The sequence below is a fragment of the Anaerotignum faecicola genome (assembly GCF_003865035.1).
GTDB lineage: Bacteria > Bacillota > Clostridia > Lachnospirales > Anaerotignaceae > Anaerotignum_A > Anaerotignum_A faecicola.
On sequence record NZ_BHVZ01000001.1, the window covers coordinates 786,638 to 799,535 of the forward strand.

Genomic DNA, 12,898 nt, shown 5'->3' on the forward strand with positions numbered 1-12,898 from the left:
CTTACCCCCTTCCGCCGACAGTCATGCTGCTGACGCGAATCATAGGCTGCCCTACATCGGTCGGGATAGAGCCACTCTTGCTGCCGCACATCCCCTGCGCCCGTCTCAGATTATTGCCGACCATGTCAATATCACGCAGCACCTCCGCGCCCTTGCCGATAAGGGTTGCCCCTCTGACCGGCTCGGCAATCCTCCCGTTGCGAATCATATAGCCCTCCAGAACGGCAAAGTTAAACGAACCCGTTGCAGGGTCAACGCTGCCGCCGCCCATCTGCTTGGCATAAAGCCCAAATTCCGTATTTGCGATGATTTCCTCCGGCGTGCTTTTACCGTTGGCAATGAAGGTATTCGTCATGCGGCTGGTGGGGGCAAAGCGGTAATCCTGTCTGCGCGAGGAGCCGGTAATTGCCGTGTGCATGCGTCTGCTGTTCAGGCGGTCAACCAGATAGGACCGCAGAATCCCGTTTTCAATCAGGATATTTTTTGCCGTGGGCGTGCCCTCGTCATCCATTTCGGCAGAGCCCCAGCCATTGGGGATTGTCCCATCATCCAGCGCCGTCACCAGAGGGGACGCAATCTGCTGTCCCAGCCTCCCTGCGAAAACGGACGCATTTCTTGCCACCGCCGTTGCCTCCAGACCATGTCCGCAGGCCTCATGGAAAATGACACCGCCGAAGCCATTATCAATCACAACAGGGATTTTCCCCGCAGGGCAGGGCTTTGCGCCAAGCATGGTAACGGCAATGCGTGCCGCCTCCCTTGCAGTATCCTCCACATTGATGCGCTCAAACAGCTCATACCCCTCGGAGCCGCCCGGCCCCAGATGTCCGCTCTGCTTTTCCGTCGCAGAGGATGCCACTGCCTCAATGGTAAAGCGGCTGCGTGTGCGGTTCTCCTCGCCCCAGATGCCCTCGGAATTGGCAACCAGCACATGCTTCATCACCTCAAGATAGCCTGCCCTTGTCTGCGTAACGGCATCGTGATATGCCCTTGCCGCCGCGGATGCCAGCCGAAGCTGCTCCGCCTTTCTCTGCTTGGACACGCTTTCCGGCAGGATACGGATGGGATTGATGCAGCGCTCCGCCATCCTTTTCCAGCCGCAGATATCATAAATGCGGTCGCCGCGCAGAGCCGCCGCGCCCTCCCTCGCAATGCGAATGAGGCTTTCCTCGGAAAGGTCATTCGTAAAGCCGTAAATCGCCTGATTCCCGAAAAACAGCCGCACCCCTGCGCCGTAATCCATGCCGCCCAGTGCCGTTTCCACCTTGCCGTTGACCATGGCAATGCTGCTTCTCTTTGTCCGCTCTGCATAAATTTCGGCAAAATCGGCACCGCTTTCCAGTGCCGCTGCCAGTATATTTTCTACTGCCGCTTTTTTCAGCATGATTCCTCACTTCCTTGCTTTTCCGTTTCCTCCAGATACAGGCTGACCGCCTCCAGATAATGCAGGAGATTGCCCGTCTGCCGGATGCTGTATTTTTCCTCAAAGGCAGCAAGGGGAATAGATTTGCGTCCGCCCCTTGCCGCATTTTCCCAATATATCTTCAGTGTTTCAAACGGCAGAAGATAATATGCATCTGCCGCAGAAAAATGCACGAGAAGAAAGGAAAGTCCCCGCTGGCGGCGAAATTCCCCCATAAAAGCCATCTGATGTGCATGAATATTCTGCAGGGGCAGGCTTTTTCCTGCCGTTTCCTTGGCATCAAAGGCAATGGGAATCCCCTGCGCCACGCCGATATAATCAACCGTAGACTGCTTTTCAAAATACGCAAGGGTAATCGTCCGCGTTTGCTCATCCATCCGCACAGGGGTGATGGGCGTGGGGATTTTCTGGAATAATGCCACACCCGACTGCCTGTAGCGTTCATTTGTGAAATTGATGATTTCTTCAAAACTGCTGCCGCGCAGTCCTCTGGAATTCCAATGTGCCACTGCTTTTCTCTCCTTTATTCACTGTATGTATTCAGTATAGCACATCTGCTGTCATTTTGCCAATTCACTGACGGTCACAAAGGCAATGCCTGCCCGCTCCAGCTCCGGCGCAACCTCTTTGATTGCCTGCGCCGTAATTTTTCCGCCCTCGGGGCCGACATGCCCAATGGCAATCGCAGACCCTTTTTCCAGTGCGACCTCTCCTGCCTTGCGCAGATGCTCCTTGACGACCGCAACAGAATCCGTGCTGTCCAGAAACACATCCCGCTCCAGAAGGGCTACGCCCTTTTCCGCGGCAACGGCTTTTCCAAGGCTTTTCGCCGTTGTCATGCTGTCTACAAAGGGAACGCCCTTTTCCTTCAGCACCTCCATCACCGCCGAAAGGCTGCGTGCATCCTCCATAATGGCAGAGCCCATGTGGTTATTCATGCCTGCCGCATCCGGAAGAACAGAAAAGGCTTCCTCCACACATTCCCGAATGGCGGCATCATCCATATCCCGAAAAACCCCCTTCTCGCCGACCCATTCACGCTTACCCGTGAGGGATTCCATCGGCATGTGGATAAAAATTTCCTTGCCTGCCTGCCGCACTCGCTCCGCATCCTCCGCCGTGCAGGAGGAAAAGGGCATAACCGCCGCCGTAAAGGGGATGGAAAGCGCAAGCATTTCCTCTGTCCCTGCGCCGCAATAGCCGAAATCATCAATCAGAATTGCCAGTCTGCAAGGCTTTTCTCCGTCAACACGCACCGTCTGCCCTGCCGCCAAGCTTCTGCCGCCCAGAAAGCACATCCCGAACAAAGCCAGATATTTGATCCCCGTTTTTATGTTTTCTCTCATCTCAGAATCATCCCGTTTTTTTGGTGTGCTTTATAAATATGAATCTACGCAGAAAAAAAGACATCGGAAGCCTCCGATGCCTTTATGCTGTCATATTTTTCTTTTTCCAGCCGCGCAGCTCCCTTTTCAAGAGCAAAGCCGCAAGCAAAAACGCCAACACATCCGCGACAGGAGCCGCGCCCAACGCACCATCCATCCCAAAATGCGCCGAAAGAAGGAGTGCAAACGGAATCAGGAAAATCACCTGTCGGGAAAGCGAAACCGCCAGAGATTTCACAGGGCTGCCGATTGCCTGAAAGAAGGATGCCGTCACATTTGGCAGTCCATAGACAAAGAAGCCCAGCATATACAAGCGGAAGCAATGCACCGCAAATTCCTGATAGAGCGGTTCCTCCTCCACAAAAAGCGCCGCCAGAAAGCCGCCGCCATAGCGGAACACCAGAAACCACAGCACAGAAATCCCGATGGAAATTTTTGCGGCAGTCTGAATCGTCTGCTTGACCCTTTCGTATTGCCTTGCGCCAAAATTAAAGCCGTTAATCGGCTGTGTCCCCGAAGCAAGCCCAACGAACATCGCATGTGCAATCTGATAAATTTTCATCATTAAGCCATAGCAGGAAAGCGCAATTTCGCTGCCGTAAATCGTCGCCGCACCATATTTGCGCATGAGGTTATTCATCACAATCTGGGTTGCCGCCGTTGCGGTCTGTGTGCAAAGGCTGGGAAAGCCAAGCCGTACAATATCCCCGATAAATCTCCATTTCAGGCGAAGATATTTTTTCCGAATGGCAAAATGGGAAAAACGGGGAAGATACGCCAGTGCAATCACACCCGAAACAATCTGCCCGATAATCGTTGCCAATGCCGCGCCCTGAATCCCCCATCGGAACACAAAAATAAAAACGGGGTCAAGCACAACATTTAATGCCGCACCTATCATCATACTGCGCATCATATACTGCGGATTGCCGTCCGCGCGGATAATTGCCGTAAATGCCATATTGCACATGCCGAAGGGCTGTCCCAGAAGAATGATGCTCATATACAGAACCGCCTCCGCCACAACAGAGGGCGATGCCCCGAAAAACACCACAAGCTGCCTTGCGAAGATGCACCCGAACACCGAAAGCAGTATCCCTACGCCGAACAGAAGCATAACCGCGTTCGCAAAGGTACGGTCTGCCTCCTCCTGCTCCCCTCTGCCAAGGTGCAGGCTGATGTTTGCGGCACAGCCGTCCCCAATCAAAAGCGCCAGCGCAGCCGCAATGATACCGATGGGAAAGGTCACATTCGTGGCGGCAACGCCCTTGATGCCCACCGCATGCCCGATGTAAATCTGGTCTACGATGTTATACAGGCAGTTCACCATCAGCGTCAGCGCCGTCGGAACGGAGAATTTCAGCAGCAGCCGCCCGATTGGCTCTGTGCCTAAGCTATTCTGTTTTGTTTCCGTCATGCGTCCTCACCCGCCTTCCCCGTTCGATGCGAAAAGCCCCTACTTCAAAAAAAAGCCTTGTTGCTTTTATTTTATTTCTCTACCGGCTTGCCACATTCACCGCAGAATTTCTGTCCCTCGGCAAGCACCGCGCCGCATTCCGCGCAGACAGGCACAGGCTCCTTTTCAATGCCCGCTCTTTCTGCCGCCTGCTCTGCCTCCGCCGCCTTTTCTGCCGCCTTGCGTTCTGCGCGTTCCGCTTCACGCTCTGCCTTTCTTGCCTCCCCTTCGGCTTTGATTTGCGCAATCTGCGCTTCCATGCCATGAATTTTATCCTGCGCGGCTACGATTTTGTCGCAAATCATCATTGCCTCCTCATCAAACTGCTCCCCTGTGACAAATTTCGCCCAGAAATGCTCGCCCAGCTCTCTCTGGAAGGACTGAATATTGCCCTTTGTCAGGTTAATCTCCCCAATCAGCTTATTGATTTCCAAGCTGTCATTTGTCTTTTCGGATACCGTTTTTGCCATTTCATTCAATCTATCAAAAAAAGCCATGCTACATTCCTCCTTAGATATCTGTTTCTTTATTTAATTTCGCTTTTTTTCCTGAAATTCCTTTTTCTGTCCGCGTTTTTTCCGCATGAAAAGCCAAAATTCTTTCATATTAAATAGAAAACAGAACCACAAAGGAGGAATGACACATGGATTGGCTTCGCAAATGGGACACCTTGCCGCAGGAGGTGCGCCAACTGATTCTGCATAACGGCGCGGACATGGAACGCTTCTACACCCTCTCCACCGAGGAGCGGCAGGAGGTGCTCAACCGCATCCGCATGGCAAACACGCCCGACGAGCTGGATGCAACGGCAAAGCGAAAATAGCCGTTTTTCCCTCAGAAAATCCGCCAAAACTTTTTGAAAAAAAGGAAACTTTCTATTCAAATTCCCGATTCTCTCTAAAATCCGGCTGTTTTCGGCAAAGAGCGGTTTACATCCCCGGATGCACGCCGTATAATAGTGAATACTTGAGAAAAAGCAAAGCATTGCAAAAATGAGAGAGAGCAGCGGAAATTTTAGAGAAGGAGCCGGCAACATGGATTTGTTAAAGAGAAGAATTATCGAAGACGGTACAGAATTAGGTACAGAAGTTGTAAAAGTGGATTCTTTTTTGAATCACCAGTTGGATATTGGTCTTTTTATGGCGATTGGGAAAGAAATCAGCCGCCGTTTCGGTCATCTGGGAATCAATAAGATTCTGACTATCGAATCCTCCGGCATCGGCATTGCTGCCATCACTGCATTATATTTTGATCTGGTGCCTGTGGTTTTCGCAAAGAAAACACAGCCCAACACCATGACAGAGGATTTTTACGGCGCAGAGGTAAAATCCTTCACAAAGGGTACGGTTTCTGTCGCGCGCGTATCCAAGCAGTACCTCAATCCTGAGGACAGAGTGCTCATTATCGATGATTTCCTTGCGCACGGCGAGGCTGCCATGGGGCTTTGCTCCCTTGTAGAGCAGGCAGGCGGCACCGTCTGCGGCATTGCGGCTGTCATTGAAAAGGAATTTCAGGGCGGCAGCAAAAAGCTGCGGGATGCAGGCTATTATGTAGACTCTCTGGCTGTCATTACCGCCATCAGGGATGGTCAGATTACCTTCAAGGATTGAGTACAGAAGAAAAACAACAGGAAAAGCAGGATTCCCGTCCTATGGGTAGGACGGGATTTTTCATGCTTCGCCGAACTGTAAAATCTTAACACAAAATTTGCACAAAAAAGGGTTGGAAAAATCTACACTTTTCACAGTTGAGAAGTCTCTGCGGCTTTGTTATGATATTCAGGCATGCTTTCTTCCGAAAAAGCAGCTTTTCCACAAAAATGCAAGGGTTATCGTATGAAAGGGGAATTCGTGATGCTGAGTAAATTTATCAGCAGTTTAAAACAGGAATTTGGCGGCTATAATGCTGCCGCATTGACAAAGGACTTAATGGCAGGTCTGACGGTTGCCGCCGTTGCGCTGCCTCTGGCGCTTGCCTTCGGTGTCAGCAGTGGTGCGGATGCCGCATCGGGGTTAATCACTGCCATCATTGCCGGGCTGATTATGAGCCTGCTTTCCGGCGGCTATTATCAGATTTCCGGGCCTACGGGTGCCATGGCGGCAATTCTGATGTCTCTGGTTGCAGCCTACGGGATGGACGGCGTATTTATCGCAACGCTGATTGCGGGCATCATCCTGCTTCTGGCAGGGATTCTGCATCTGGGCAAGCTGACCTCCTTCATCCCCGCCCCCGTTATCACAGGCTTTACCTCCGGTATCGCCGTTATCATCGCCTTGGGACAGGTTGATAATTTCTTCGGAACACATTCCGAGGGAACCTCTGCCATCGGCAAGCTGTTCAGCTATGCGCGCCTTGGCTTCTCCCCCAATCTGACCGCTGTCGGTCTGGGGCTGTTCGTGGTTCTGTTTATGGTATTCTTTCCGAAAAAATGGAACGCCGTTGTCCCTGCCTCTCTTGTCAGCATCATCCTCACCACTGCGTTTTCCATTTTCATGCAGCTGGATGTCGCTGTGGTTGGGGAAATCCCCAAAACACTGATTCCCGAAAACCGCCTGCTGTTTGGCGCGCTGAATCTGAAAACCATCGGCGCACTGGTCACACCTGCGTTTTCCATCGCCATTCTGGGCATGATTGAAAGCCTGCTTTGCGGCGCATCCGCAGGGCGCATGACAGGCGTGCGTCTGGATGCCAATCAAGAGCTGATTGCACAGGGGGTCGGGAATATCCTGCTGCCCTTCTTCGGCGGCATCCCCGCAACCGCGGCAATCGCGCGTACCAGTGTTGCCATCAAATCCGGTGCAAAAACAAGACTGACCGGCGTATTCCATGCCGTTGGGCTTCTGATTTCCATGTTCCTGCTGGCTCCCGTCATGTCCAAGATTCCTCTGGCGGCTCTGGCAGGGGTGCTGATGGTAACAGCATGGAGAATGAACGAATGGGAATCCATCCGCTATATCTTCTCCCATAAATTCAAGGGCGCAATGCTCGAATTTACGGCAACCATGTTTGCAACCATCATCTTCGATCTGACCGTTGCCATTTTGATTGGTGTGCTGATTGGTCTGGTATTTCTGGTATCCCGTCTGTCCTTCATTGAAATCAACTATGAAAGCGTGGACATGAACCGTATGCATGTAACCGATCCTGTGCTTTGCGAACGCTACAGCAATGCAAAGGTTGTTTATATCACAGGCCCTATGATTTTCGCCAACACACAGGCAGTTGCGGATATCGCAGGAAAGGTAGAGGGCTCCGATACGGTGCTGTTCTCCATGAGAGGCGTATCCAATATCGATATTTCCTGCGCACAGACCCTGCGTGAGCTGGTGGAGGGTCTGCGTAAAAAAGGTGTGGACGTTGCCATCTGCGGTATGACCACCCACGCAATGAAAATGATGGACCGTACTGATTTGCATGAGCTTATCGGGGACGAAAACTTCTACTGGAGCGTAGAGCGGGTGCTTTTAACAAACCGTCCTCGCCCTGCCGCAAAAGTAGATTGATAAAAAGCGCAAGCTGATAAAAAAGCTTGGAAAAAAGAACATCCTCCGCTCTTGACGGACAGTAGCAAGGATGTTATGATTAAAAAAACTTCAAAAAAGGGGAGCTTGCGTAAGTAGGCTGAGAGTAAGCTATCATGCTTTGACCCATAACCTGATTTGGATAATGCCAACGTAGGGACATACTGTTGACGCGAGGAAGCTGCGCTATGTTTTTGGCATAGTGCAGCTTTTTTATTGTCCATGGGTGAGGATTGCTTCCCTCTGTGGCAGGCTGCATGCACCACAGCCCGACACAGAAAAACAGCAGCACAGCAAAATTTGGTGCGACATGGACAAGGAGGAACCGAATATGTACACAACACAGATGGACGCGGCAAGACAGGGTATCATCACACCGCAGATGAAAATTGTGGCGGAAAAGGAACGCATGGACGCGGAGGAAATCCGCAGTCTGGTTGCAAAGGGGCAGGTTATTATTCCCTGCAACAAAAACCATAAAGCCCTGCACCCCAGCGGTGTCGGCGCAAGGCTGACAACAAAAATCAACGTCAACCTCGGCGTTTCGCGCGACTGGAAGGACGTGGATATGGAGTATGAAAAGGTACGCTCCGCAGTAGAAATGGGCGCAGAGGCGATTATGGATTTAAGCTCCTACGGGGATACCAGAAGCTTCCGCCGCAAGCTGACCGCCGATTGCCCTGCTATGATCGGCACCGTGCCGATTTATGATGCCGTTGTGTATTATCATAAGCCTCTGGCACAAATCACAGCAGAGGAATGGCTGGATATCGTGCGGATGCACGCAGAGGACGGCGTAGATTTCATGACCATCCATTGCGGCATGAATCGTGCAACAGCGGCACGCTTTAAGCAGAATAAGCGTCTGATGAATATTGTTTCCCGCGGCGGCTCCATCATGTTTGCATGGATGGAAATGACAGGCAACGAAAACCCCTTCTATGAGCATTATGATGAAATTCTGGATATCTGTCGGGAATATGATATCACCATGAGCCTTGGGGATGCCTGCCGCCCCGGCTGTCTTGCAGATGCAACCGATACGGCGCAGATTGAGGAGCTGATTACTCTTGGCGAGCTGACAAAGCGCGCATGGGCGAAGGATGTGCAGGTCATGATTGAAGGCCCCGGCCACATGCCCATGAATCAGATTGCCGCAAATATGGAAATTCAGAAAACACTCTGCCACGGCGCACCGTTTTATGTATTGGGGCCCTTGGTGACAGATGTTGCCCCCGGCTATGACCACATCACCTCTGCCATCGGCGGTGCGCTTGCGGCGGCATCGGGTGCGGCATTCCTGTGCTATGTAACCCCTGCGGAGCATTTGCGCCTGCCCAACGCGGCAGATGTAAAAGAAGGGATCATTGCGGCGAAGATTGCGGCACACGCAGCCGATATCGCAAAGGGAATCCCTCATGCGGCAGATTGGGACTACAAAATGAGCGAAGCAAGAAAGCGTCTGGATTGGGAGGAAATGTTCCGCCTGAGCATGGACCCCGAAAAGGCGCGCCGTTACAGAGCAGAGGCAAAGCCCGAAAAAGAGGATACCTGCAGCATGTGCGGCAATTTCTGTGCAGTCAAGAACACAAATCGTATTCTGGATGGCGAAATTGTCAGCATTTTTGATGAATAATCTCGGTCAAAACAAACTGTTTTCATAGGAATATACCAAATACGGCGGACATTTGTCCGAGTGGGAGGCGGCGTTTTGCTGAAAAACTCCGTCCGGTATTGACAGGTGTCTTTGAAAGAGGTACGATAGACAAAATTTTTTCAGCAAAAATTTTTTAGACTAGATGAGAACAGCAAAGAAAAGACGAGAGGAGAAAACAGAATGAAAACAGAAAAGAACATTCCCTACAAAATTTATCTGGATGAGCAGGAAATGCCGAAAAAATGGTACAACGTGCGTGCGGATATGAAAAATAAACCGGCACCGCTTCTGAACCCCGGCACACTGCAGCCCATGACAGCCGAGGAGCTTGGCGCAGTTTTCTGCGATGAATTGGTACAGCAGGAATTGGATAACGATACTGCTTACATCGACATCCCACAGGAAATTTTGGATTTTTATAAAATGTACAGACCATCTCCTTTGGTTCGTGCATATTGTCTGGAAGAAAAATTGCAGACACCCGCAAAGATTTATTATAAGTTCGAGGGCAATAACACCAGTGGCAGCCATAAGCTGAATTCTGCCATCGCGCAGGCGTATTATGCAAAGAAGCAGGGCCTGAAGGGCGTGACAACAGAAACCGGCGCAGGGCAGTGGGGCACAGCGCTTTCCATGGCGTGTGCATATCTGGGTCTGGACTGCAACGTATACATGGTTAAGGTTTCCTATGAGCAAAAGCCCTTCCGCCGCGAGGTCATGCGCACCTATGGCGCAACCGTAACCCCTTCCCCCTCCACTACAACGGAAATCGGGAAGAAGATTCTGGCGGAGCATCCCGGCACAACGGGCAGCCTTGGCTGTGCCATTTCCGAAGCCGTAGAAACGGCAGTCGGCAAGGAGGGCTATCGTTATGTTCTGGGCAGTGTGCTGAATCAGGTTCTGCTGCATCAGTCCATCATCGGTATGGAAACAAAGGCAGCACTCGATAAATACGGCATTGAGCCCGATATCATCATCGGCTGTGCAGGCGGCGGCTCCAATCTGGGCGGTCTGATTTCTCCCTTCATGGGCGAAAAGCTGCGCGGCGAAAAGGATTATCAGATTATCGCAGTTGAGCCTGCATCCTGTCCGAGCCTGACAAGAGGGAAATTTGCGTATGACTTCTGCGATACAGGCATGGTAACCCCTCTGGCAAAGATGTATACGCTGGGCAGCGACTTTATCCCCTCCCCTAACCACGCAGGCGGTCTGCGGTATCATGGCATGAGCCCCGTTGTCTCTCAGCTGTATCATGATGGGCTGATGGAGGCGCGCTCCGTAGAGCAGACCTCTGTATTCGAGGCGGCAGAGCAGTTTGCAAGAATCGAAGGCATCCTGCCCGCACCCGAAAGCTCTCACGCCATTCGCGTAGCGATTGATGAAGCACTGAAATGCAAGGAAACCGGCGAGGAAAAGACCATTGTATTCGGTCTGACCGGCACAGGCTACTTCGATATGATGGCATACGAAAAGTTTAATAACGGCGAAATGTCGGATGATATCCCTACCGATGCAGATTTGGAAATCGGCTTCAAGGGACTGCCCGATATCCCCGAAAAATAACTACGGCATTGCAATCGCAAACTAAGGCTTTGACTATAAAAGGTCAAAGCCTTTTTCTGTATCCGAAATCCACACATCAGAAAAGCGGCATGCTTACGCATGCCGCTCCCAATAAACAATCTGCTGTTTTATAAAATCGCGCCCTTGTTTGCCTTATGCAATCTCAGCAACCTTTGCTTCAATATCCGCATCCAAAGCGTCCACCTTATCCTGTGCCGCCTGCAGGTCATCCGCCTTCACGCCGATGTAGAATTTCAGCTTCGGCTCTGTACCGGAAGGGCGGATACATACCCATGTTCCATCCTCCAGTGTATAATGCAGTACATCCGAAACAGGCAGAGGGCTGCCGCTTTCCTCCCCCGTTTCCAGATTCCGGAACACCTGTGTCTGATAATCCTTTGCCATAACGACCTTGTAGCCGCCCAGCTCCTTCGGCGTATTTTCGCGGAAGGTTTTCATGATGCGCTGAATTCTTGCCATCCCCTCCAGACCCTTCATCGTCATGGATTTCACGCCATCGCGGTAATAGCCATATTTTTCATACAGCTTCAGCAACGCTTCATACAGCGTCATGCTCTTTTCCTTATAATAAGCCGCCATTTCGCAGACCAGAACTGCCGCATAAACGCCATCCTTATCCCTTGCATAAGTCCCTGCCAGGCAGCCGTAGCTTTCCTCAAAGCCGAACAGATAGGTATGAGAGCCGGTTTCCTCAAAGCCCTTAATCTGCTCCCCGATGTATTTAAACCCGGTCAGCACATCAATTTTCCCCACGCCGTATGCCCTGCAAATGGGTGTAATCATTTCTGTGCTTACGATGGTTTTCACCACCACGCCGTTTGCGGGCAGTCTGCCCTGCTCCTTTCTCTGAGAAAGAATGTAATCCGTTGCCAGTGCGCCAACCATGTTGCCTGTCAGCGCAACAAAATTGCCCTCGGAATCCTTCACCATCGCACCCATACGGTCACAGTCGGGGTCTGTCCCAATCAGCACATCCGCGTTCACCTCAGCCGCCAGCTTCCGCGCCAATGTGAACACCTTCGTGTCCTCCGGATTGGGGTAATCCACAGTGGAAAAAGAAGAATCCGGCAGCTCCTGCTCCTTTACGATAAATACATTTTTGAAGCCTGCCTTTGCCAGATTGCGGCGCACCGGCAGATTGCCGGAGCCATGCAGGGGCGTATAAACGATATTCAGCTTATCTCCCATTCTCGCAATCATTTCGGGGTTCATCAGCTGTGCCTGCACGTTTCTGTCAAACGCTTCGTCCACTTCCTCGCCGATGAGGGTATACAGCTTTTTCTCCACAGCCTCCGCCTTTTCCATCCGCTGAATCTGTCCGAAGTTTTCTACGGCGTTCACCTCTGTGATAATCCCCTTATCTCTGGGTGCAACCACCTGTGCGCCGTCTGCCCAATATACCTTATAGCCGTTGTATTCGGGAGGGTTATGGCTTGCCGTCAGCACAACCCCTGCCGTACAGCCCAGCTCTCTCACCGCAAAGGAAAGCATGGGAACGGGGCGCAAAGAGGGATATACATACGCGGGAATCCCGTTTGCCGCAAAAATCAGCCCTGCCACCTCCGCAAATTCGGGAGACATGAAACGGGAATCGTATGCAATCGCTACGCCCTGCTTCTGTGTGCCTTCCTTTTTGATATAATTTGCCAGTCCCTGCGAAGCCTTCCCAACGGTATAGCGGTTCAGTCTGTTGCTGCCGTTGCCGATAATGCCGCGCAGACCGCCTGTCCCGAATTCCAGCTCCTTAAAGAACCGCTCCTTGATTTCGTTTTCGTCTGTAATGCCTCTCAGCTCCGCTTTTGTTTCCTCGTCAATAAAAGGATCCTCCAGCCATTGCTGATATCTTACACGATAGTCTTCCATTCTTCTTTC

General features: G+C 51.6%; 11 protein-coding genes. 5 read left to right on the forward strand and 6 right to left on the reverse strand.

Going from position 1 to position 12,898, the window contains the following annotated elements; translation table 11 throughout:
- Nucleotide 1 precedes the first annotated feature (1 nt).
- From EJE48_RS03775 to EJE48_RS03795, 5 genes are all read right to left on the reverse strand, one after another.
- The gene (locus tag EJE48_RS03775; RefSeq protein ID WP_118580225.1) at nt 2-1,384 is read right to left on the reverse strand and encodes a TldD/PmbA family protein; all 1,383 of its coding nucleotides are present in this window, start codon (nt 1,382-1,384) and stop codon (nt 2-4) included.
- Nucleotides 1,378-1,932, reverse strand: coding sequence for a Holliday junction resolvase RecU (locus tag EJE48_RS03780; RefSeq protein ID WP_118580228.1), 555 nt, complete (start codon nt 1,930-1,932; stop codon nt 1,378-1,380). Before EJE48_RS03780 ends, EJE48_RS03775 begins: the two co-directional genes overlap by 7 nt.
- Before the next feature lie 51 nt (nt 1,933-1,983).
- The gene (locus EJE48_RS03785) at nt 1,984-2,769 is read right to left on the reverse strand and encodes a divergent polysaccharide deacetylase family protein (protein WP_118580231.1); all 786 of its coding nucleotides are present in this window, start codon (nt 2,767-2,769) and stop codon (nt 1,984-1,986) included.
- Nucleotides 2,770-2,851: 82 nt separating this feature from the next.
- The gene (locus EJE48_RS03790) at nt 2,852-4,225 is read right to left on the reverse strand and encodes an MATE family efflux transporter (protein ID WP_118580234.1); all 1,374 of its coding nucleotides are present in this window, start codon (nt 4,223-4,225) and stop codon (nt 2,852-2,854) included.
- 71 nt (nt 4,226-4,296) lie between these two features.
- The gene (locus tag EJE48_RS03795; RefSeq protein ID WP_118580237.1) at nt 4,297-4,761 is read right to left on the reverse strand and encodes a zinc-ribbon domain-containing protein; all 465 of its coding nucleotides are present in this window, start codon (nt 4,759-4,761) and stop codon (nt 4,297-4,299) included.
- Nucleotides 4,762-4,907: 146 nt separating this feature from the next.
- Here EJE48_RS03795 and EJE48_RS03800 point away from each other — a divergent pair, with 146 nt between their 5' ends.
- The 5 genes from EJE48_RS03800 (at nt 4,908) to EJE48_RS03820 (ending at nt 11,005) form a co-directional block, all read left to right on the forward strand.
- Nucleotides 4,908-5,087, forward strand: a complete 180-nt coding sequence (locus EJE48_RS03800; protein WP_016406753.1) for a hypothetical protein — start codon at nt 4,908-4,910, stop codon at nt 5,085-5,087.
- A 211-nt stretch (nt 5,088-5,298) separates the two neighbouring features.
- Complete coding sequence (locus EJE48_RS03805) at nt 5,299-5,874, forward strand: xanthine phosphoribosyltransferase (protein WP_118580240.1); 576 nt, start codon at nt 5,299-5,301, stop codon at nt 5,872-5,874.
- 243 nt (nt 5,875-6,117) lie between these two features.
- Complete coding sequence (locus tag EJE48_RS03810; RefSeq protein ID WP_118580505.1) at nt 6,118-7,767, forward strand: SulP family inorganic anion transporter; 1,650 nt, start codon at nt 6,118-6,120, stop codon at nt 7,765-7,767.
- Nucleotides 7,768-8,116: 349 nt separating this feature from the next.
- Nucleotides 8,117-9,421: a phosphomethylpyrimidine synthase ThiC gene (thiC, locus tag EJE48_RS03815; RefSeq protein WP_016406756.1), complete on the forward strand. Its 1,305-nt coding sequence runs from the start codon at nt 8,117-8,119 to the stop codon at nt 9,419-9,421.
- Between the two features lie 201 nt (nt 9,422-9,622).
- Complete coding sequence (locus EJE48_RS03820) at nt 9,623-11,005, forward strand: TrpB-like pyridoxal phosphate-dependent enzyme (protein WP_118580243.1); 1,383 nt, start codon at nt 9,623-9,625, stop codon at nt 11,003-11,005.
- Between the two features lie 153 nt (nt 11,006-11,158).
- Here EJE48_RS03820 and EJE48_RS03825 read toward each other — a convergent pair whose 3' ends face one another.
- Complete coding sequence (locus tag EJE48_RS03825) at nt 11,159-12,889, reverse strand: phospho-sugar mutase (RefSeq protein WP_118580246.1); 1,731 nt, start codon at nt 12,887-12,889, stop codon at nt 11,159-11,161.
- Nucleotides 12,890-12,898 lie beyond the last annotated feature (9 nt).

Bases quoted from the DNA above. Each gene is read 5' to 3' on its own strand.
- EJE48_RS03800 (WP_016406753.1), top strand. From the start codon at position 4,908: ATGGATTGGCTTCGCAAATGGGACACCTTGCCGCAGGAGGTGCGCCAA.
- EJE48_RS03785 (WP_118580231.1), bottom strand. From the start codon at position 2,769: ATGAGAGAAAACATAAAAACGGGGATCAAATATCTGGCTTTGTTCGGG.
- EJE48_RS03775 (WP_118580225.1), bottom strand. From the start codon at position 1,384: ATGCTGAAAAAAGCGGCAGTAGAAAATATACTGGCAGCGGCACTGGAA.
- EJE48_RS03795 (WP_118580237.1), bottom strand. From the start codon at position 4,761: ATGGCTTTTTTTGATAGATTGAATGAAATGGCAAAAACGGTATCCGAA.
- EJE48_RS03820 (WP_118580243.1), top strand. From the start codon at position 9,623: ATGAAAACAGAAAAGAACATTCCCTACAAAATTTATCTGGATGAGCAG.
- thiC (WP_016406756.1), top strand. From the start codon at position 8,117: ATGTACACAACACAGATGGACGCGGCAAGACAGGGTATCATCACACCG.
- EJE48_RS03805 (WP_118580240.1), top strand. From the start codon at position 5,299: ATGGATTTGTTAAAGAGAAGAATTATCGAAGACGGTACAGAATTAGGT.
- EJE48_RS03810 (WP_118580505.1), top strand. From the start codon at position 6,118: ATGCTGAGTAAATTTATCAGCAGTTTAAAACAGGAATTTGGCGGCTAT.
- EJE48_RS03825 (WP_118580246.1), bottom strand. From the start codon at position 12,889: ATGGAAGACTATCGTGTAAGATATCAGCAATGGCTGGAGGATCCTTTT.
- EJE48_RS03790 (WP_118580234.1), bottom strand. From the start codon at position 4,225: ATGACGGAAACAAAACAGAATAGCTTAGGCACAGAGCCAATCGGGCGG.